Raw genomic sequence first — 20,443 nt, 5'->3', positions numbered from 1 at the left:
CACTACTCCTCACGTTTCGTAAAAGAAGCTCCAGGGGGTAATTCATAAATCGCTCTGTACTGGTTCGCACCGACCACCAGCTCTCTGAAATCAGAAAACGAAATACTACTAAATCCTATCAACGCCGATTCATATGATGTTAGTTAAATTTTTATCATATATTCATCATACATGTCAATAAAAACATTCGATATTTTTTTAGGGAAATAAAGGAGAAATGTTTTTCATACTGTAAAAATGTGCGTTATAATGAATTTGAAAGGGGAGGAAAGAGTGAAGAAAAAAATAATTCTTTTTACCACCTTACTAGTCGTTGGCGGAAGTGCTGGAATTTACACAGCTTTTGCAGCTGAATCAGAGCAGTCGAAACAAAAGCAAATACAGCAGTCAGAAGTGAAGAAAGTGAAAGAAACTGAAGAGAAGAAATCGATGGAAAAAGCAGCTACTAAACTAGGAGTTTCTACTGAGGGGAAAACAAAAGAAGAGGTTACAAAAGAAGTAGATACCGCTAGATTTGAGCAGCGCCATGATTTGTTAATTGAGCATGCTAAGCAACTTGGAATTGATACAGAAGGAAAAAAAGATGAAGAGATTATTTTAGAAATTGGAAAGATACAACATGGAAAGTAGAACAACTTATCGTATGATAAGTTGTTCTTTTTTGAGAACTATTTGACTTAAAAATAATTGACAGTCATTTGTTTTTAATGTTAACTATATTTATAAATAAGTTAACATTAGGGGTGACAATTGTGGCTGTTAATAGTAACACGAGTGAAAAATCGTCTTATACATATGAAGAATTATCGAAGAAGAATAAAGATTACGTATGGCACCCATTTACACAAATGAAAGATTATTTAGAAGAAGATCCTGTCATTATTGAACGTGGAGAGGGAAGAAAGCTATACGATGTAAATGGAAATGAATATTGGGACGGTGTTTCATCTATTTGGTTAAATGTTCATGGGCATCAAGTACCAGAACTAGATGAGGCAATTCGCGAGCAATTAAATAAAATTGCTCATTCTACTATGCTAGGACTTGCTAACGTTCCATCTATTTTATTAGCAGAAAAAATAATTGAAGTTGTACCAGAAGGTTTGAAGAAAGTATTCTATTCAGACTCTGGTTCTAGCGCCGTTGAAATTGCAATTAAGATGGCCTTTCAATATTGGCAGCATAAAGGAAAACCGAAAAAACAAAGATTTGTTACATTAAAAGAAGCATATCACGGTGATACGATAGGGGCTGTTTCAGTAGGAGCAATAGACTTGTTTCACCAAGTGTATAGTTCACTATTATTTGAGGCAATTAAAATGCCGTATCCATATACATATTGTTCTCCTTATGGAGATAATAAGGAACAAATTGTAAAGAAACATTTAGAAGAAATGGAAGAAATGCTACAAGAAAAACATGAAGAAGTAGCAGCTATTATTGTGGAGCCATTAATGCAAGGTGCTGGTGGGATGATTACAATGCCAAAAGGATACTTAAAAGGGCTTCGCGATTTATGTACAAAATACAATGTATTATTTATTACAGACGAGGTAGCGACTGGATTTGGGCGTACCGGGAAAATGTTTGCATGTGAACACGAGGATGTGACGCCAGACATTTTAACAGCCGGAAAAGGTTTAACAGGTGGTTATTTACCAGTGGCAATTACGGTAACGACAGATGAAATTTATAATGCCTTTTTAGGAGGCTATGAAGAACAAAAAACGTTTTTCCATGGTCATAGTTATACAGGGAATCCGTTAGGGTGTGCCGTAGCAATTGCAAATTTAGAACTATATGAAAAAACTAATTTAATAGAAGATGTTGCGCATAAAGCAGAATATGTAGCGGCACAATTAGAAGCTCTTAATGAATATAAGCACGTAGGAGATATTCGTCAGTGTGGGCTAATGGTTGGTATTGAACTTGTGAAGAATAAGGAAATGAAAGAATCGTTTGAATGGACAGAAAGAGTCGGCGTTCAAGTATGTAAACGTTCAAGAGAGCTGGGCATGATTTTGCGACCACTCGGTAATACGATTGTATTTATGCCTCCTCTTGCATCTACGGTGGCTGAGATTGATGAGATGTTACGCATTTTATATAAAGCAATCTCGGATGTTACGGAGGGAGAGTAATGAGTGGTTTCTTTATAACAGCAACGGATACAGAAGTTGGAAAAACGGTAGTGACAGGAGCATTGGCAGGTATATTTCGAGAGCGTGGACATAATGTTGGTGTATATAAACCGTTGCAAAGTGGACATGTTGCATCAAATCCTGAGGGTGATGCAGCAAGGTTAAAAGCATTATCGGGTGTACCGACAGAAGAAGATGAAATTTGTCCTTATTCCATTGAAGAACCACTTGCTCCGAGACTTGCAATGAAAAGAGCTGGAAGGACAGTAACGTTAAAAGAAATTACTGATCACTATAATGAACTACTAAAAAAGTTTAATAGCCTATTTGTAGAAGGGGCTGGTGGGCTTGCAGTTCCATATACAGAAGATGCTTTAGTGATTGATTTTGCAAAAGAATTACAGCTTCCTCTTATTGTAGTAGCGCGTCCGACACTAGGGACAGTTAATCATACTGTCTTAACAATTTCTTATGCAAAGGCACACGGTTTAACAGTAGCGGGTGTAATTTTGTCTGGTTGTAAAGAATGTGAAAAAGAAAGAGTGCAAGAAAATAAAATAATGATTGAGGAGTTAAGTGGCGTGCCGGTTTTAGGGTTATTACCATTCCTTGAAGGAGAGTTTACAAAGGAAGAATTATTAGGGGCGGCAAAAGAGCATATTATGATTTCAAAATTAGAGGAGCTCATCCAAAATGAATCAAATGTGGCGCACGCATCTTCAATCTAAAGTAGAACAATTAAAGGGGCAAGGGCAGTATCGTAATTTACATGTAACAGAGAAAGCGGAAGAGACATGGCTTATTCGAAATAAGAAAAAGATGCTAAATTTAGCATCGAATAATTATTTAGGATTAGCTGGAGATGAAAGGTTGAAAGAAGCTGCTATTGCCTGCACGAGAAAATATGGAACTGGAGCGACAGCATCTCGTCTCGTTGTAGGAAATTATCCACTGTATGAAGAGGTTGAGAGAAGTATATGTGATTGGAAAGGTACTGAAAGAGCATTAATCGTAAATAGCGGGTATACAGCAAATGTAGGTGCTATATCTGCTTTAGCCTGTCGTCACGATATGGTTTTTAGTGATAAATTAAATCACGCAAGTATTGTTGATGGAATTATATTAAGCGGAGCAGAGCATAAAAGATATCGTCATAATGATTTGGATCATTTAGAAAAGATGTTGCAAATAGCGTCACCAGAAAAGAGAAAATTAATCGTAACAGATACGATTTTTAGTATGGATGGAGATATTGCATATTTGAGAGGCTTAGTTCAGCTGAAAGAGAAATACGGGGCGATCATTATAGTTGATGAAGCACATGCAAGTGGAATATATGGAATCGGTGGAGCAGGATTATCTCATGTAGAAAAAGATATTGCTCAAAAAATTGATATACATATGGGGACGTTTAGTAAGGCTTTAGGGTGTTATGGTGCGTATTTAACGGGTGATTCCATTTATATAGAGTATTTACAAAATATGATGAGAAGCTTGATTTTTACTACAGCTTTACCACCAGGAACATTAGGGGCGATCCGAAAAGCAATTGAAATTGTGAAAGAAGATAACGAAAGAAGAGAGCGACTTATAGAGAATGGTGCATATTTCAGGACGCATTTACAAGAAGCTGGTTTTGATATTGGGAATAGCTCAACTCATATTGTACCGATTGTAGTTGGGTCAAATGAAAATACTTTACGGTTTAGTGAAAGGTTACAAGAGGTAGGTATCGCAGCCATTGCAATTCGTCCGCCGACTGTTCCAGTTGGTAGTTCTCGAGTCCGTTTTGCAGTTACGTCACAACATACAATAGCCGATTTAAAATGGGCTATTCAGCATATTATACGCATTGGCAAAGAAGAGGGGTTTTTAGTATGAAAGAGCTAAAGCTTATTTTTATTCCAGGATGGGGAATGGAAGAAGGTGTTTGGACTTTGGTTCTGCCATATTTTAAAGGATATTCTGTTCAATGTATAGATTGGCGTAACGTGAAAGAACAAAGTGAATTTGCGGGGCGAATAATAGATGTAGCACAGGATGAAAATGTAATTTTAGTTGGATGGTCACTAGGAGCGTTAGCGGCAGTACAAGCTTATAAAAAGATTAAGACCCAAGGTATGGTACTAATTGGTGGTACCGCTAAATTTACCAATACAAGTGACTATACAAGTGGATGGAATTCCTTGCATGTAGAACGTATGAAAAAGAATTTAACGAGAAAAAAAGAAGATACTTTGAAGCGTTTCTATGAAAATATGTTTACAAAAAGTGAGCTGAGGGAGAATACGAGTTTTGAAGAGATTGCGCAGCAGTTTAAAGGAGACTCGATTCAGTCTTTACAATTAGGCTTAGATTATTTAATAGAAACAGATATGAGAAATGAAGTAATAGATATGAAAGCCCCGCTGTTACTCCTTCATGGAGAGCAGGATGTAATATGTCCATTGTCTGCAGCCCATAGTATGGCGAATAATACGAATGCCAATCTAAAAGTAGTAAGCGGTGCTGGGCATGCATTATGTGTAATGAATTTTGAATATTGCGCAAATGAAATTATTCAATTTGTAGAGGGGATACGACATGATCAACAAAACGTTACTGCAAAAACGGTTTAACGGGGCGGCTGTATCCTACGATCAATATGCAAATGTACAAAAAAAGATGGCGCATTCGTTACTTTCTACATTGAAGGAACGATATAGTGAAACATCATCGATACGTATTTTAGAACTTGGATGCGGGACAGGATATGTAACAGAGCAATTATCAAATTTATTTCCGAAAGCTCATATTACAGCTGTGGATTTTGCTGATGAGATGATTGCAGTCGCGAAAACTAGAAAAAGTTTGGGAAATGTGATGTTTCGATGTGAAGATATTGAACAATTAAAATTAGAAAATCCATATGATGTCATCATTTCAAATGCTACATTTCAATGGCTTAATGATTTAAAAGAGACAGTGAAAAATTTATTTAACTATTTGTCTGAAGAAGGAATATTATTATTTTCCACGTTTGGTAATACGACTTTTCAAGAATTGCATACGTCTTTTCAGCGTGCTAAGAAAGAAAAGGGGATACACAATTGTACTTCAATAGGACAACGATTCGTTTCGAAAGAACAGTTAGTGAATATATGCAAAAATCCATTAGGAAATGTACATGTTTCTGAAACGTGTTACATAGAAAGCTTTACAGAAGTTAGGGAGTTTCTACATTCTATTCGAAAAGTAGGGGCAACCAATAGTAATGAAGAGTCTTACTGTCAAAGCCCTTCACTCTTTCGTACGATGCTTCGTATATACGAAAGAGACTTCACGGGAAAAGAAGGGATAATGGCAACATATCATGCTTTATTTACGTATATAACAAAAGAGGGGAAGAGATGAAATGAAACAAGTACAAACAAAAAGGGATTGGAAAAAACTTGCATACGACGTAGTAGAAGAGAAAATGATTACGAAAGAAGATGCAATTGCAATATTAGAAGCTGATGATACAGAGGTTTTAGAAATTATGAATGCAGCTTACATCATTCGCCATCATCATTTTGGTAAGAAAGTAAAGTTGAACATGATTATAAATACGAAATCTGGATTATGTCCTGAAGATTGCGGGTATTGTTCACAGTCTATTATTTCAGAAGCACCGATTGATAAGTATGCATGGTTAACACAAGAGAAAATTGTTGAAGGAGCGCACGAAGCAATTCGTCGTAAAGCAGGTACATATTGTATTGTTGCATCTGGTCGTCGTCCGACGAATAAAGAAGTAAATCACGTTATTGGAGCAGTTAAGGAAATTCGTGAAACGACAGATTTAAAAATTTGCTGTTGTTTAGGATTTTTAAATGAAGATCAAGCAGGTCAGTTAGCAGAAGCTGGTGTGCATCGTTATAATCACAATTTAAATACGCATGCCAACAATTATGATAGCATTTGTTCAACGCATACGTATGACGATCGTGTTGATACAGTCCAAAAAGCGAAGCAAGCCGGTATTTCGCCATGCTCTGGAGCAATTTTTGGAATGGGAGAAACGATTGAACAGCGCGCTGAAATTGCATTTGAATTACAACGTTTAGATGCGGATTCTATTCCATGTAATTTCCTTGTTGCTGTAAAGGGTACTCCGCTTGAAGGACAAAAAGAATTAACACCTGTAGAATGTTTAAAAGTGCTGGCGATGATGCGTTTTGTAAATCCAACAAAAGAAATTCGTATTTCAGGTGGTCGAGAACTTAATTTACGTTCTGTACAGCCACTTGGTTTATTTGCAGCAAACTCTATCTTTGTCGGGGACTATTTAACAACAGCTGGACAAGAGCCGACTGCGGACTGGGGTATGATTGAAGATTTAGGATTTGAGATTGAAGAATGTGCGCTATAAGATAGATGAAAAGCAAACTCTTTAAAGGGGTTGCTTTTTTTTTGTAAATAAAATGTAATAAAAGTCCATTAACGCTTGATAGTAGTCACTTTTGGACGAGAAAAATAATTTTGTGGACGAATTTTCCAAGCCCTAATTGTACATAGTAAAAATGTAATTTATATCGGGTTGGAGGATTTTACATGTACAAATACATATTAACTATTATGACCTGTCTGATTTTAATAAAAGCGATAAGTGCTGATCCAGTTAAGGCGGCTGAAAATCCTGAACAAAAAGAAATGCAACAAAGAATTGAACAGCATTTTCGAACGAAAGCTGAACATTTTGGGCTTGAAACAGAAGGAAAAGATTTAAAAGAAGTGAGGAAGGAAATTTCTATTATAGAAGAAGCGGAAAAGAGAGAAAATGTGTGGAGAACAGCACAAGCTCTTCGTATAAAAACAGAAGGAAAAACGATGGATGAATTAATAGAAGATGTACGAAAAAAGGTGAGAAAATAAAAAAAGAGGCTGTAGCCTCTTTTTTAAGCCCATTGTTTTGATAAATGAGCCATTTCGATCGCAGCAACTGCCGATTCATATCCTTTATTACCAGCTTTTGTACCTGCACGTTCAATCGCTTGTTCAATTGTTTCTGTCGTTAATACACCGAAAATAACTGGAATGTCCGTTTGTAGTGATAAAGACGCAACACCTTTTGCTACTTCATTACAAACGTAATCGTAATGTGTTGTAGCACCGCGAATTACTGTACCTAATGTAATAACAGCATCATATTTTCCGCTATTGGCCATCTTTTTAGCGATTAAAGGAATTTCAAATGCACCAGGAACCCATGCAACATCAATATCATTCTCTTCTACACCGTGACGCTTTAATCCATCTAAAGCTCCGCCAAGTAACTTACTTGTAATAAACTCATTAAAACGTCCAACAACAACCCCAACTTTTAATCCTGTACCAACTAAATGACCTTCGAATACCATAATGTATCTCTCCCTTAATTATAAGTTTAGTAAATGTCCTAATTTGCTTGCTTTCGTTTGTAAATACGTTTTATTTTCTTCTTTTGTTGGCATTTGCAACGGTACACGCTCGGTTACTTCTAAATCGTAACCTTGTAAGCCAGCAATTTTTCGTGGATTATTCGTTAATAATCGTAAACTTTGTAAGCCTAAATCTTTTAAAATTTGAGCGCCAATACCGTAATCACGAAGATCAGCTGGGAACCCAAGTTTTTCATTTGCTTCTACAGTATCTAACCCTTCTTCTTGTAACTTATAAGCGCGAAGCTTATTCAGAAGGCCAATGCCTCGTCCTTCTTGTCTCATATAGAGAAGAACACCTTTTCCTTCACGCTCAATTTGAGCAAGTGCAGCATGTAGCTGTGGTCCGCAATCACAGCGGCACGAACCAAATACATCTCCTGTTAAGCATTCTGAATGAACGCGTACAAGTACAGGTTCGCCTGTTGAAATATCACCTTTTACGAGCGCGATATGTTCTTTCATATCTAATGAGTTAGAATAGCCAATTGCATGGAAAGTACCGAAATCTGTAGGTAATGTAATTTCCACTTCTCTTGTCACAAGTGTTTCGTGATGGCGGCGATAAGCAATTAAATCTTCTATTGTAATCATTTTTATATCAAATTGTTTTGCGCACTCTAGTAAATCAGGTACACGTGCCATCGTACCGTCCTCATTTATAATTTCGCAAATGACTCCAGCTGGTTCTGCTCCGCAAAGTTTGGCTAAATCGACAGCGGCTTCTGTATGACCAGCACGGCGCAGTACACCGCCTTCTTTCGCAATTAATGGAAAGATATGTCCAGGGCGATTGAAATCAGAGCCTTTTGATGCAGGGTTTAACAATTCTTGTATCGTAGTTGCACGTTCATGAGCACTAATCCCTGTTGTTGTAGAAACATGATCAATGCTCACTGTAAACGCAGTGTGATGTGAATCTGTATTATGAGATACCATTGGTTCTAACTGTAGACGTTCTGCGTACTCCTCCGTAATGGGTACACAAACGAGACCACGACCGTGTGTAATCATAAAATTAATCGTTTCTGGTGTAATGTACTCTGCTAAAGCAATAAAATCGCCTTCATTTTCTCGGTTTTCATCATCACATACGATAACAACTTTTCCTTGTTTTAAATCTTCTAGAGCTTCTTCAATACGATGAAACATTGTGCTTCCTCCTTATAGAAATCCGTTTTCTTGTAAAAAGCTTTCGGTCATTGAACCAGTTCTTTTTGCGGGCTTTGAGATAAAGCGTTCAATATATTTTCCAATCATGTCACACTCAATGTTTACGATGTCCCCGGCTTTTTTTTCTCCGATTATAGACTCGCTTACTGTGTGGGGGATGAGTGAAATTGTAATTGAAGATTCGTCTATATCAAATATTGTTAAGCTAGTGCCATCAACAGCAACGGATCCTTTATGCAAACAATAGCGTAGTAATTCATCAGAAATTGCTATTTTGTAATAGATGGCATTGTAATGTTGTTTTTTAGTTAAAATCGTACCGATGCCATCGATATGTCCGGTGACGAAATGTCCACCGAATCGTCCGTTTGCAGCCATCGCCCGTTCTAAATTCACTTTGGCACTTGGCTTTAGCATACGAAGTGATGTTGCTTTCATTGTTTCAGGCATTGCGTCGACAGTGAATGAAGTAGTCGTAAAAGTAGTTACTGTTAAGCAAATGCCGTTAACTGCGATACTATCACCTAATTTGACATCCGATAAAATTTGCTTTGCGCTAATAGTTAGCTTCATTGCTTCACCACTTTGAGTCATGCTTGATATCGTTCCTAACTCTTCTACGATTCCTGTAAACATTCCGTCACCTCGCTTTTTAAGGTTGCAACAATTTTTATATCATTACCGATTTGTTTCATCTCTTGAATTGTTAAGGAAAGTGCATCTTGTAACTTCGAAAAACCAGCTCCGCCAAATAAGGTGGGTGCATCTTTTCCACCAATTAATTTCGGGCTTATATAGGTCACGATTTCATTAAAACTATTTGTTTTTAAGAAGTTTGCATGCACCGTTTGACCACCTTCAACGAACAGAGAAAGAATTTGTTTCTCACCGAGCAGGGATAGGACATCTTGTATTTCAATTTGCTGTGTTTTCATTTGGAATACAGCTATATTGTTAGATTCATAAGGCGCTATTTTCTCTTTGTTTACATCCTTACCGACAATAATCCATGTCGGAGTTAAGCCATCTGTTATGACATGAGAAGATGGCGGCGTTCGTAAGTGGGTATCTAAAATAACGCGTATAGGATGTTTACCTCCGTTTGGAATTCGTGTTGTTAAGTGTGGATTATCAGTTAGAACTGTATTCACACCGACTAGAATAGCATCATGTATATGACGATATTGGTGAACGTCAGCGCGTGCTTCTTCGCCTGTAATCCACTTACTTTCACCGGTTACAGTCGCTGTTTTTCCATCTAAGCTCATTGCAGTTTTTATTGTTACAAAGGGACGTTTCGTTTTCATATAGTGAAAAAAGTATCGATTTAATAAAGTGGCTTCCGCCTCAAGAACACCAGTAGTTACCTTGATTCCAACTTCTTCCAATTTCCTTTTTCCATTGCCGGAAACGAGTGGATTGCAATCAAGAGTAGCAATTACAACACGCTGAACTCCTTTTTCAATGAGTAATTCACAGCAAGGGGGTGTTTTTCCAAAATGGCTACACGGTTCAAGTGTTACATAAACGGTAGCGTCTTTTGCTCTTTCACCAGCCATGTGAAGAGCATGAACTTCAGCATGTTCTTCACCAGCACGCATGTGGGCACCCATTCCAACAATTTCCCCATCTTTAACAACAACGGCACCAACCATAGGATTTGGGCTTGTTTGTCCCGATGTTCCTTGTGCTAACTGCAAGGCAATCCTCATATATTCTTGATCTGTCATTCTTTTCACCTCTCCTGAAAAAATCAAAAAACCCCAAGGATTTTATATCCTTGGGGTTTGGGAGACGTGATTTCTAGAAATATAGTTCGAATACGAAAGTATAGGAAAGAAACCTAACGATGACTGATATTTTGGCATAAGGAAAAAACCTAGCAAAATATCAAATTCTTTCAACGCTAGTCGTATCTTTTTATTTCAGTATAGAAACATAACTATACAAAATAAAACATATATAAAGATTCAAAATGAAACTTTAAAAATATGCATACTGAAATAAAAGTGTATTCGCTATATAAAATTACTAGAAAACATATCCTTCTCCCATCCAGACTATACTGTCGGCCCTAGAGTTTCACTAGATCCACCGTTTTCGCGTTGAAAACGGGTCACGGACTTAGAAGCTATCGCTTCATCACCGCCGGTTGGGAATTTCACCCGACCCCGAAGGATGTTGTTTGCTCACATTATAGCACAAAAAAGAAAAAAGCATAGTAAAAAATGTTCGAATGTGAAGAATTGTTTGAAAATATATGCCGATTTGAATGGGGACGAAAGTAATAGAAATGTGGAAAGGGGAAGGGCTGTATAGGCTTTGATCAAAAGAAAAAACATACACAAATAAATGTGCATGTTCTTTAAATATTTATTCTGCCTCTGGTGCTCTAACAACAGACTCGAATTTGCCTTTATGCGAAGCATCGCAATAAGGCATGTTTTTTGATAAACCACAACGACATAAAGAAAATGCTGGTTTTGCTGGGAATACATTCCCTTGTGAGTCAACTAATTCCACGTCCCCTGTAACGCGAAAAGAGCCATTATCATTCACTTTAATTTGTACTTTTGCCAACGTTATCCCTCCTTTCCAAACGCTTACTCTCATCATATAATTAGGGAGAGTACTTGACAATATAAAAAGAGCACTTTGTTTGAGAGAGAAGAGAGTGTTATAATAGTTTGTATAACTGACTAGAGTAAGGTGACGAAAGATGGATAAAAAATTACACGCACTACAAAATATTGCAAATGAGCGCACATGGGCATCATTTTTGAATGATAATCATCCATATAGTTTACTTCATTGGTCAATCGCAGGTGTAGGACAAGAACCGAAAGATGTTTGGTTACTTCAAGATGAGGTAACTTTTCAAACGACGGAATTCCCAACGCTAGACGAGGCAGTAAAGTGGATTTCTGAAAATATGGAACAAGTTACAGACGTTTTAGCGCAGTAAAAAAACAGGCTTATGCAAGCCTGTTTTTTGTTTCTTTTACATATGTGTTTAAAAATTGATCGATGGCATCTTCGTACTCTTCTTTATTTTCATTATAAGAGCAAGCGTGTGCACCATGTTCTGCAATATAAAGCTGTTTATTATTTTCTTTCGCTTCATAAAGTGATTTCGTCATATCAGATAAAATATAGTCATCATCTTTACTATGAATAAAGAGAACCGGATTGTTAATATTTTTTATACAATCAATTGGTGAAACTTCACGAATTGTATAGCCATCACGAACTTTTAAAAAGGCATTTGCTAAAGGTAATAAAGGCCATTTTGGCAAATGAAACTCAACTTTCAAACGATGTTGTAACTGTCCATAAAAATCAGAGAAAGGACAATCAGCAATATAAAAATCAGCACCATCTTCTACAAATCCTGCATATTGAAGAAGAGTTGCAGCGCCCATAGATTCACCATGAATTCCGAGTGTAATATTCGTTCCGAAACGATCTTTTAGCCAGTCAACTACTGACTTTAAATCATGTTTTTCATAATAGCCATAACTTGTTGTTTTACCACCGGTTTTACCATGACGGCGATGATCATAAATAAATACGTTATATCCTCTATTTAAAAATAAGTTTGCATATTTAACGGAATTCATTTTATTTACAGTCACACCGTGGCAAAAAATCATAAATTTATTGGAATGACCAGCTGGCATGTAATATCCGTGAAGTTCGTATCCGAATTGAGAAGGGATGTGAACCTCTTCTTTTTGAATAGCCTTAAAATCGTCCAAATGAAAATGCTTTTTCGTTTCGCGTTCTAAAACTTCTTCCTCTGTTTTTTTCTTCAAGTACATAACTTTATTTGTAAAGAAAATCCCAATCGCAGTTAGTGCACCTAGTATAGTAAACAATGCTGTAAAAAAACGTTTCATACTTTACCTCATCCTCCAAATACCTCTACATGTGATACACTAACATTGTATCACAATGATGTGAAAAGGGGAGAAATCGTGTATGGTTCATATACAAAAAATCACACCAGAAATGAAAGAAGTAATTCAGGATTTTATGTGTGAAAACTGGGGAAGCTCAATGATGGTCTCGCGAGGCAGAGTACATCAATTAGAAGAATTACCTGGTTTTATTGCACTTAGAAATAACAGAATAGTGGGAATTGTAACATATAAAGTGATAGAAAACATGTGTGAAATTGTATCGTTAAATAGTTTTGAGGAAGGGAAGGGGATTGGTACAAAACTGGTGGATTGTGTATTGCGAGTGGCAAAAGAGAACGAATGTAAAAAATTGTGGCTTATTACGACGAATGATAATATGAACGCACTTCGTTTTTATCAAAAACGTAACTTCATGATGACGAACTTGTATATTGATGCGATAAAGGAAGCACGAAAAATAAAGAAAGAAATTCCGTTTATTGGTTATGATAATATCGCGATTTCACATGAAATTCAGCTGGAGTATATTTTCTGAGTAGAGTGGAAATTGTGTAACAATTTTCAGAAATATAAAACAATAACCTTGACGAATGTTATATTTTGGTTTAATTTAAAATTGTAATCTATTACCATATTAAGGGGTGACGATGTGGCAACTATACGTGATGTTGCAAAATTGGCCGGTGTTTCAGTCGCAACCGTTTCAAGAGTCATTAACGAAAAAGGATATGTCCATGAAGATACGGTGAAACAAGTAAAAAAAGCAATTGAAGAATTACATTATAGACCGAATGCTACAGCAAAGCCTTTATTTAAACAGCCTTCAACGGTGATTGCATTACTTGTAGATAATTTGCATAATCCATCATACATCACTTTGCTCCGTTTCGTTGAGGAAATAGCATACAAAGAAGGGTATCAAGTAATAGTTTGTAATATAGAAAATAAGAATAGATACATAGATATGTTGGAACAAAATAACATTGCAGGCGTTATAATGACGAAATCTGTTTTTCGAAGTATAGGAGAAATCTCACTTCCTTTCGCTGTGCTTGAAGAACGACAATCTCTTATGAGCTATTATGAAAGTGGACAGAAAGCTGTTTCTTTATTAAAAGAGAAAGGCTGCCAGTTTCTTGCCTATATCGGTGAGGGAGTAGAGAGTGAAGAAATGGAAGAGCATGTGGCAGGATTTCTAGATACTGCTTGGAAAGAAGGACTTTCTTATCGAGAGGAAATTGTACAAGGGTATACGAATCAACAGTTTCTTGAATTGTTACAAAAGCATCCATACATAGATGGGGTTGTAGCTTCAAGTGATAAGGTCGCTATTGAGCTAATCAGGGCGGCGAAAACTCTTAATATTCATATACCAGGTAAGTTACAAATCATTGGATTTAACGGGAGTGTAGAGGGTGAATGGATAAGTCCATCATTAACGACGATTGGAAGTTATATCGAAGAAAATGGGGAAATAGCTTTTCAACAGTTAATAGGAAAAATAAAGAAGAAACAAGTGCGACAAGAAGAAGTGGAAACAGAATTTAGGTGCATTGAGAGAGAAACAACAAAGTAAAAGGTGCGTTTTTAAAACGCACCTTTTATAGTGTAATTGCGGCAATAAAGCCGAATATAAGTAACGGTATATTATAGTGTAGAAATGTTGGGACACATGTATCCCATATATGATGGTGCTGACCATCAGCATTTAAACCGGACGTTGGTCCAAGTGTACTATCAGATGCTGGAGAACCTGCATCACCAAGTGCACCAGCTGTACCGATAATTGCGATTGTAGCCATGGGACTAAATCCGAGCTGGACGCATAATGGTACGAAAATTGTTGTTAAGATTGGGATGGTTGAAAAGGAAGAGCCAATTCCCATCGTAACGAGAAGTCCAATAATGAGCATAAGAAATGCAGCAAGCGGTTTATTATTTCCGATTATATGTGCACTCGTTTGCACAAGAGATTCAACATGTCCAGTTTTTCGAAGAACAGCGCCAAATCCAGCGGCAGAAATCATAACAAATCCGATAAAGGACATCATACGCATTCCACTCGTTAAAATAGCATCGGCTTCTTTAAGAGGGAGGCTACCGCTAACTGATAAGACGATAATACCTGCTAAAGCACCAAAAATCATTGATTCTGTTGCTAATTGCACAGTTAATGTAGCGAGTATTGATAATAAACCCAAAGTAATGCTTCTTTTCGTATAGGGAACGATTTCATTCTGTGCAGAATGAATTTGTTCTGTTTCATATGTACGTGGTTTTCGGTATGTAATGAAAACCGCTACACATAATCCGATAATCATACCGATTGCTGGAATAGTCATCGCTTTTGGAATAAGTGCGACATCAAATGTAAGACCGCTTTGCGCAGCATTTGTTTGCAATACGTCATGATAAATTTTTCCGAACCCTGCTGGAACCCACATGTAAGGGGTAATTAACCCAAATGTAATAAGACATGTTACAAGCCTACGATCCACCCTCAGCTCATTTAATACTTTTAAAAGTGCTGGAATTAAGATTGGGATGAAGGCGATATGAACAGGGATAATATTTTGTGAGAAACAAGCCATTGTTAAAATGATAAATAATATAAGTATTTTAGAATAGACTTGTTTTTTCGTGTCTTGTTCGTTGCCGATCCATTTTAAAGCTGATTGGATCATTGCATCAGGAAGCCCTGTTTTTGAAAGGGAAATAGCAAATCCACCGAGCATTGCGTAGCTTAATGCGATAGGAGCACTGTTCCCAAGACCGGCTGTAAAAGTACTAATTGTTTCTGAAATACCGAGTCCGCCGATAAGTCCGCCTGTTAAAGCTCCAACGATAATGGCGACAATGACTTGGACACGTAACAAACTAAGCAGTAGCATGACTGCTACTGCGATGAGTACAGCGTTCATAATAAATGTAATCTCCCTAATTTTTATTCTGTTAAGGCAAGCAAGTGTTTGTAGTGACATATACTTGCGACATATCATTATAAAATGTTTTCTATGAAATGTAAAAGCGCCTTTTGTTATTAATGTTGAAAAGATAGTTCTTGTTTAATTGATTGTAAAGATTTAGCGAATAACTCAGGCTCTTCTAAATCTGGAGAATGTGCCGAGTTTGGAAACCAAATCATCTTTTTAATAGGAGCTTGAATGACATCGCAATATTGTTGAACGAGTGCATAAGGAGTTTGATAATCATAGCGACCAGAACAAAAATAAACAGGAACAGATAAACTTGAAATAGATGAAAAGAAATCGATTGTCAGCATCTCTTCCCATAAAACTCCGGATTTTAAATTTCCTGCGAGAAATTTGAACCAATCTAATAGCGTATATTCAGGAGAAAAGAAGCCTTTTCGTATGAAAGAAAAGGAAGATCCATTTTGGATTGCTCCTCCAAATGTACCAAGCCACTTTCTTTGAATAATGAGGCGTCTCGTATCTAAAAAGGGTGGTTTCCCTAATTTTAAAAGAGAAGCTAATGCCTTTTTATGGTCATGTTTTTTGGCAGAGCTAATTAAATGTTGATATAGTAATTCTTCATTTTGCTTCATATGTACGATTTGACCGATGCCGATGTATGCTTCTATATATTCGGGACATTGATTAGCGATTTGTAGTCCGATAATACTTCCCCAAGAATGACCAGCGAGAAATAGTTTTTGCTTATTAAAGCGTTTGAGAAGATATTGAATAACCTTTTTTGCATCTGAAAAAAATTGATCAATCGTAAGATTTGTTTGGATGTCCCGCCATAAAAAGGATTTACCTGCCCCTCGCTGATCCCAATTAATAACGATAAAGTGCTTTTCTAACTCTTTTTGAAAATGGCGAATAAAGCCGATTTGTGCCATACCAGGGCCGCCGTGACAGCATAATAAAATAGGCTGGTCCACGTTTTGGCCGCGTATAAGGAGAGATTGTTTCCGGTCATTAATCATAACGCTTTCTATCGTAGCGATACTGTTAGGGATTAGTTGCTTCTTTTCGTTGTAAAACTGAGGGGTATGGCTACGAAAAAGCATATGTAAACCTCCTTTTCTTAAATGGTATGAATCGCACAGGCTCTTTCTTTTGCATATACTACTAGAAAATCATTGTATCATAACATACTGGTTTGATTTCAAGTTTAGGCGATTAAGAGAGGAGGGAGAATATGACGATTGGAGAAATTATTGATTCTTTAAATAGACGCGAATCAATCGCTATTATAGCGAAACGGCTTGAAATGAGCCCATATACATTATCAAAGAAATTAAGGGTGATTGGATATGAATATGATGGAGAGCAGAAAAAACGTATCTTTATAGGTGATGGTGAAGAGCCACGTCATTTGCAAATCCAAGAAGCTACTGCCCTTCAATATGCAAAAACAGACTATCAATTACTAATTTATGAACAGTTACAAAGCATTTATGAATTGCTAAGAAAAAGAGAAGAAGTAAGTGTTCAAATTATAAGTAAGAGCACAGAGAAAAAGAAACGAACCTTTTCGATTAATATAGAAGTATTAGCAAGACTAGGTGTTATATCGGAATCAAAAGGGATTCAAAAGTCTAAAATTGTAGAAGAAGCACTACAGGAATTTTTGCAACGGTATGATGTTAATCATGAAACGTATCCAGAGAAATAAAAGAAAGGATACTATGTTCCATATAAGAGCGTGTATCCTTTCTTTTATTTCATTTTTTGTTTTGTTTCGAAAAGTAATATAGGAACCAAACGGCATGATTTTGTTCATCAGCTGCTGCGCTCCGAAATGTTTCTTTCACTTGTTGATTTGTCGTTTCGTCGATACAATGTATCGTCATTGTTTGATAGAAATACATACAAATCTTCCCATTATAGTTTTCTATATACTACGAAGAAACAAGGGGCTATGTGCGTATCCTTTACTGCACTAGAAGAATGACAATACGTATGACTCTAAAAGAAGAAGCTCCTTGCATATAAAAGGAGCTTCTTCTTTCGAGTGTCACGCACTAGTTTGAATAGTATTTAATTGTTTTTTTGAATACGTCCATCAATAATCGGCTGAATTGGTTCTGTCACTTGTTTTACATAATCGACTAATGCTTCAAAATCGTTTGGACCAGTTTCAGCATTTTTTCCATTTTTAAAGGATACGAATCCATCACCGCCAGAAGCTAGGAAAGCATTTGCAACTACGCTATACGTTTTAGAGGGAACTAATTCTTCACCATTTGTTAAACGGATATTCGTAACCTTTTCGTTATTTGGTTTATTTGCATCCCAAGTGTATTGAATACCTGAAATTTGAAGCATTCTCGTTGCTCCTTTTTGCCATTGTTGATTTAATATATCACGAATATCTTGACCTGTTAGATCTACTTTAATTAATTGGTTTCCGAAAGGCTGAATGCCGTATAATTCGCCCCATGTAATATCTCCAGCGTCTAGATCATTACGAATTCCACCAGGATTCATAAGAGCGATTTGTGTTTGCATAGTTTGGCGCTGGGCATCCGCAACTAAATTTCCAAGTGTAGATTCACCAGCATCGTTTTGTTTACGGTCGATAGGTGCTGTAGATTTTCCGACTACTTCATTTACAAGAGGTGCGATTTTTTCTTTATATTGATCTAACTTTTGTTTTACTTGTTTATCAGGCTCTACACCTTCATGGTACGTTGTAATAACTTCAGCTTTTTTCTTCACAATATCTTTTGTTTTTCTATCAATTGTTACATCTACGTCCGAAAAAGCCATTCCGTAAGAATTCGCTTGCACGATAAGTTTATTATTTACAGTACCATTTACGTACGTATGACTATGTCCGCCGAAAATAACATCAACTTCGGGATCTGTTTCATTTGCAATGCGAGTAAGGTCACCGTTTGTTACACCAGTGTCATCAGTTGTACCTCCAACATGTGCAAGGACTACGATAGATTTAACACCGAGACGCTTTAATTGCTGAGTAGATTTATTAATAGCTTCTACTTCATCAGTAATTTGTACATTCTTTAGCATAGTTGGCATAACGACATTCGGTGTATCCGTTGTAACAACTCCGATGAATCCTACAGGAACTCCATCTACCATTTTTACAGTAAATGGTGGTAAAAATAAGCGGCCAGTTGATTTATTATAGAAGTTTGCAGCGACATAAGGGAAGTTTGCTCCTTTGAAATTCCCTGTTTTTTCATGATATCCACCATAAATGAGACGTCGCATTTCATCAATGCCTTCATCAAATTCATGATTTCCAATTGTACCAACATCAAACTTTAAATCATTTAAAAATTCAATAGTTGGTTCGTCCTGTAATAAAGCAGAAACTGGTGGGCTAGCTCCGACGATATCTCCAGCATGTACGAGAAGTGTATTAGGGTTTTGTTTTTTGCGTTCTTTTAAATAAGTAGCTAAGTAATCAGCACCACCAGCTTCTTTATTGTTAATTTTTTTTACAGTATCTAGTTGACCATGTAAATCATTAATACCAAGCATTTGTACGTCTATGTATCGGTTTTGTTCGGCAGGAGTCTGAGATGGAGGAGCGGCGAATACGCTTGAAAAAGTAATAGTACTTAAAACAGCAACAGCAGGAATAATTTTTTTCCACATAATTAATTTCTCCTTTTTTTATAATCTGACATCATACGACATAATTTTAATAGATTACTAGGATTATATCCATATAAAAATTTAGTTTTTTCGAAAAATTAACATATTTACAAAAGATAAATAATAGAGTAGGGAACCTTTTTTATTGTCGATTTCGCCGTGTATCCTCTATAATGGAGAAAAAAGTAAAAGGTGAATAGTATGAAGAAAAAGAAGCAAAGACAAACACAAACACAAAGACACTCTCAAATGAATCAACCAGAGAAAGAATCACTTACACTAGGTGATCAATTGAACGATTCGTTAATGCAACAATTAAAGAATAAGAAAAAAGAGTTGCAAGTGAGAGAAGAGAAAAAAGAGGCAGCAGAACAAGAAAGAAAGCGTAAGGAACAAAAAGAACGTGAAAAGAATAAATCATTTGAAGAACTGTTAAGTGAAAGTAGCCTTACTTGGAAAGACTTTAAATAATAAAAAGATGGTCAGTGAAATGCCGCTGATCATTTTTTTGACGAGTTTGTAAGAAAAGGGGAGTTAGAATGAGGGAAATTGTAGTCGTTCCGTATGAAAATCATTGGAGTGAGAAATTCCAAATGGAAGCCGAAAGATTAAAATCGGCGATGCCAGAAATGGTGAAAGTCCATCATATTGGAAGTACGTCAGTGCCAGGACTGGCAGCTAAACCAATTATAGATATGATTATGGAAGTAGAGAGTATCGACAGAGTAGATCATTGGAATGAACGTTTTAAAGAGCTTGGTTACATCGTAAAAGGGGAAAATGGTATTTCAAGACGTCGTTATTTTATTCATGGGACTGAGGAAAAACGCTCGTATCACTTACACGTATTTGAAAAAGGAAATCCTGAGATAGTAAGGCATTTAGCATTTCGTGATTATATGATGGCTCATTGTGAAGAAGCAGAAGCGTATGCGACTTTAAAGAAAGAACTAGCTGAAAAATATACATATGATGGCACGTTGTATACAGAAGGAAAAAATGAATTTATACGTAATGTTGATGAAAAAGCGAAAGAATGGAAAGGAAATAAAGTGAATGACTGAGTTCACTTTATTTTTTTAAATGTGTATAAAGGTATTATGTAAACTGTACGTATGTTTTGACTTTTTGGATGAATCTTGTTGAAATAAAGTTGTGGTTTA

The 20,443-nt window shown here is 36.5% G+C and carries 24 protein-coding genes, 1 riboswitch and 1 other annotated feature (1 of these 26 cut by a window edge); of the genes, 14 read left to right on the top strand and 10 right to left on the bottom strand.

Annotated features, from left to right (window positions below; genetic code table 11):
* Positions 1–131: a binding site (T-box leader), on the bottom strand (it extends 89 nt beyond the left edge of the window).
* Between the two features lie 142 nt (positions 132–273).
* The 8 genes from NSQ08_RS19235 (at position 274) to NSQ08_RS19200 (ending at position 7,037) form a co-directional block, all read left to right on the top strand.
* The gene (locus NSQ08_RS19235; RefSeq protein ID WP_002128995.1) at positions 274–630 is read left to right on the top strand and encodes a hypothetical protein; all 357 of its coding nucleotides are present in this window, start codon (positions 274–276) and stop codon (positions 628–630) included.
* Between the two features lie 77 nt (positions 631–707).
* Positions 708–2,141 carry an adenosylmethionine--8-amino-7-oxononanoate transaminase gene (gene bioA, locus NSQ08_RS19230; protein WP_340780194.1) on the top strand — a complete coding sequence of 478 codons (1,434 nt, stop codon included), beginning with the start codon at positions 708–710 and terminating at the stop codon, positions 2,139–2,141.
* Positions 2,141–2,869, top strand: coding sequence for a dethiobiotin synthase (gene bioD / locus NSQ08_RS19225; RefSeq protein ID WP_002033858.1), 729 nt, complete (start codon positions 2,141–2,143; stop codon positions 2,867–2,869). Before bioA ends, bioD begins: the two co-directional genes overlap by 1 nt.
* The gene (gene bioF / locus NSQ08_RS19220; RefSeq protein ID WP_033709404.1) at positions 2,835–4,022 is read left to right on the top strand and encodes an 8-amino-7-oxononanoate synthase; all 1,188 of its coding nucleotides are present in this window, start codon (positions 2,835–2,837) and stop codon (positions 4,020–4,022) included. Before bioD ends, bioF begins: the two co-directional genes overlap by 35 nt.
* Complete coding sequence (locus NSQ08_RS19215; RefSeq protein ID WP_340778005.1) at positions 4,019–4,759, top strand: alpha/beta fold hydrolase; 741 nt, start codon at positions 4,019–4,021, stop codon at positions 4,757–4,759. The genes bioF and NSQ08_RS19215 overlap by 4 nt, the downstream gene beginning before the upstream one ends.
* A complete protein-coding gene (bioC, locus tag NSQ08_RS19210; protein ID WP_012261666.1) occupies positions 4,725–5,534 on the top strand; it encodes a malonyl-ACP O-methyltransferase BioC in 810 nt (269 codons plus the stop codon). Before NSQ08_RS19215 ends, bioC begins: the two co-directional genes overlap by 35 nt.
* 1 nt (position 5,535) lies before the next feature.
* Positions 5,536–6,534 carry a biotin synthase gene (bioB, locus tag NSQ08_RS19205; RefSeq protein WP_002014986.1) on the top strand — a complete coding sequence of 333 codons (999 nt, stop codon included), beginning with the start codon at positions 5,536–5,538 and terminating at the stop codon, positions 6,532–6,534.
* 182 nt (positions 6,535–6,716) lie between these two features.
* Positions 6,717–7,037 carry a hypothetical protein gene (locus NSQ08_RS19200; protein WP_002088493.1) on the top strand — a complete coding sequence of 107 codons (321 nt, stop codon included), beginning with the start codon at positions 6,717–6,719 and terminating at the stop codon, positions 7,035–7,037.
* 23 nt (positions 7,038–7,060) lie between these two features.
* Here the strand turns inward: NSQ08_RS19200 and ribH are convergent, their stop codons facing one another.
* The 5 genes from ribH to NSQ08_RS19175 all read right to left on the bottom strand — a co-directional run bounded on the left by ribH (position 7,061) and on the right by NSQ08_RS19175 (position 11,335).
* On the bottom strand, positions 7,061–7,522 hold the full coding sequence (gene ribH, locus NSQ08_RS19195; protein ID WP_000230892.1) for a 6,7-dimethyl-8-ribityllumazine synthase: 462 nt from the start codon (positions 7,520–7,522) through the stop codon (positions 7,061–7,063).
* A gap of 18 nt (positions 7,523–7,540) precedes the next feature.
* Positions 7,541–8,734, bottom strand: coding sequence for a bifunctional 3,4-dihydroxy-2-butanone 4-phosphate synthase/GTP cyclohydrolase II (gene ribBA / locus NSQ08_RS19190; protein WP_002033864.1), 1,194 nt, complete (start codon positions 8,732–8,734; stop codon positions 7,541–7,543).
* A 12-nt stretch (positions 8,735–8,746) separates the two neighbouring features.
* Positions 8,747–9,391 (bottom strand): riboflavin synthase, encoded by a 645-nt coding sequence (gene ribE, locus NSQ08_RS19185; RefSeq protein ID WP_002088492.1) that lies wholly within the window; start codon positions 9,389–9,391, stop codon positions 8,747–8,749.
* Entirely contained in the window at positions 9,373–10,485 is a 1,113-nt protein-coding gene (gene ribD, locus NSQ08_RS19180) for a bifunctional diaminohydroxyphosphoribosylaminopyrimidine deaminase/5-amino-6-(5-phosphoribosylamino)uracil reductase RibD (protein ID WP_340778000.1), read from the bottom strand. Before ribD ends, ribE begins: the two co-directional genes overlap by 19 nt.
* A gap of 309 nt (positions 10,486–10,794) precedes the next feature.
* Positions 10,795–10,938: riboswitch (FMN riboswitch) on the bottom strand.
* A 190-nt stretch (positions 10,939–11,128) separates the two neighbouring features.
* A complete protein-coding gene (locus tag NSQ08_RS19175; protein ID WP_001151582.1) occupies positions 11,129–11,335 on the bottom strand; it encodes a CDGSH iron-sulfur domain-containing protein in 207 nt (68 codons plus the stop codon).
* A 139-nt stretch (positions 11,336–11,474) separates the two neighbouring features.
* Here NSQ08_RS19175 and NSQ08_RS19170 point away from each other — a divergent pair, with 139 nt between their 5' ends.
* The gene (locus tag NSQ08_RS19170; RefSeq protein WP_002033867.1) at positions 11,475–11,720 is read left to right on the top strand and encodes a DUF2552 family protein; all 246 of its coding nucleotides are present in this window, start codon (positions 11,475–11,477) and stop codon (positions 11,718–11,720) included.
* A gap of 10 nt (positions 11,721–11,730) precedes the next feature.
* Here the strand turns inward: NSQ08_RS19170 and NSQ08_RS19165 are convergent, their stop codons facing one another.
* On the bottom strand, positions 11,731–12,654 hold the full coding sequence (locus NSQ08_RS19165) for an alpha/beta hydrolase (RefSeq protein WP_002033868.1): 924 nt from the start codon (positions 12,652–12,654) through the stop codon (positions 11,731–11,733).
* Between the two features lie 82 nt (positions 12,655–12,736).
* On the opposite strand from NSQ08_RS19165, the gene NSQ08_RS19160 reads away from it, so the two are divergent.
* On the top strand, positions 12,737–13,213 hold the full coding sequence (locus NSQ08_RS19160; protein WP_002033869.1) for a GNAT family N-acetyltransferase: 477 nt from the start codon (positions 12,737–12,739) through the stop codon (positions 13,211–13,213).
* 114 nt (positions 13,214–13,327) lie between these two features.
* Complete coding sequence (locus NSQ08_RS19155) at positions 13,328–14,254, top strand: LacI family DNA-binding transcriptional regulator (protein ID WP_002014951.1); 927 nt, start codon at positions 13,328–13,330, stop codon at positions 14,252–14,254.
* Positions 14,255–14,279: 25 nt separating this feature from the next.
* On the opposite strand, the gene NSQ08_RS19150 is transcribed toward NSQ08_RS19155, so the two are convergent.
* Positions 14,280–15,599 (bottom strand): Na+/H+ antiporter family protein, encoded by a 1,320-nt coding sequence (locus NSQ08_RS19150; RefSeq protein ID WP_002014950.1) that lies wholly within the window; start codon positions 15,597–15,599, stop codon positions 14,280–14,282.
* Between the two features lie 119 nt (positions 15,600–15,718).
* Entirely contained in the window at positions 15,719–16,717 is a 999-nt protein-coding gene (locus NSQ08_RS19145; protein WP_016100658.1) for an alpha/beta fold hydrolase, read from the bottom strand.
* Positions 16,718–16,848: 131 nt separating this feature from the next.
* On the opposite strand from NSQ08_RS19145, the gene NSQ08_RS19140 reads away from it, so the two are divergent.
* Positions 16,849–17,325 (top strand): ribbon-helix-helix domain-containing protein, encoded by a 477-nt coding sequence (locus NSQ08_RS19140; protein WP_340777992.1) that lies wholly within the window; start codon positions 16,849–16,851, stop codon positions 17,323–17,325.
* A 49-nt stretch (positions 17,326–17,374) separates the two neighbouring features.
* Here the strand turns inward: NSQ08_RS19140 and NSQ08_RS19135 are convergent, their stop codons facing one another.
* On the bottom strand, positions 17,375–17,521 hold the full coding sequence (locus NSQ08_RS19135; protein ID WP_002033873.1) for a hypothetical protein: 147 nt from the start codon (positions 17,519–17,521) through the stop codon (positions 17,375–17,377).
* 169 nt (positions 17,522–17,690) lie between these two features.
* Positions 17,691–19,280, bottom strand: a complete 1,590-nt coding sequence (locus NSQ08_RS19130; protein ID WP_016100659.1) for a bifunctional metallophosphatase/5'-nucleotidase — start codon at positions 19,278–19,280, stop codon at positions 17,691–17,693.
* Between the two features lie 201 nt (positions 19,281–19,481).
* On the opposite strand from NSQ08_RS19130, the gene NSQ08_RS19125 reads away from it, so the two are divergent.
* Both NSQ08_RS19125 and NSQ08_RS19120 read left to right on the top strand, forming a co-directional pair.
* A complete protein-coding gene (locus NSQ08_RS19125) occupies positions 19,482–19,751 on the top strand; it encodes a YqkE family protein (RefSeq protein ID WP_002033875.1) in 270 nt (89 codons plus the stop codon).
* A 68-nt stretch (positions 19,752–19,819) separates the two neighbouring features.
* Entirely contained in the window at positions 19,820–20,344 is a 525-nt protein-coding gene (locus NSQ08_RS19120; protein WP_002143048.1) for a GrpB family protein, read from the top strand.
* Positions 20,345–20,443 lie beyond the last annotated feature (99 nt).

Source organism: Bacillus sp. FSL E2-8887 (assembly GCF_038007205.1).
Classification (GTDB): domain Bacteria; phylum Bacillota; class Bacilli; order Bacillales; family Bacillaceae_G; genus Bacillus_A; species Bacillus_A mycoides.
Note: the sequence above shows the minus strand (reverse complement) of the source record. Positions and strands in the feature narration are given on the sequence as shown.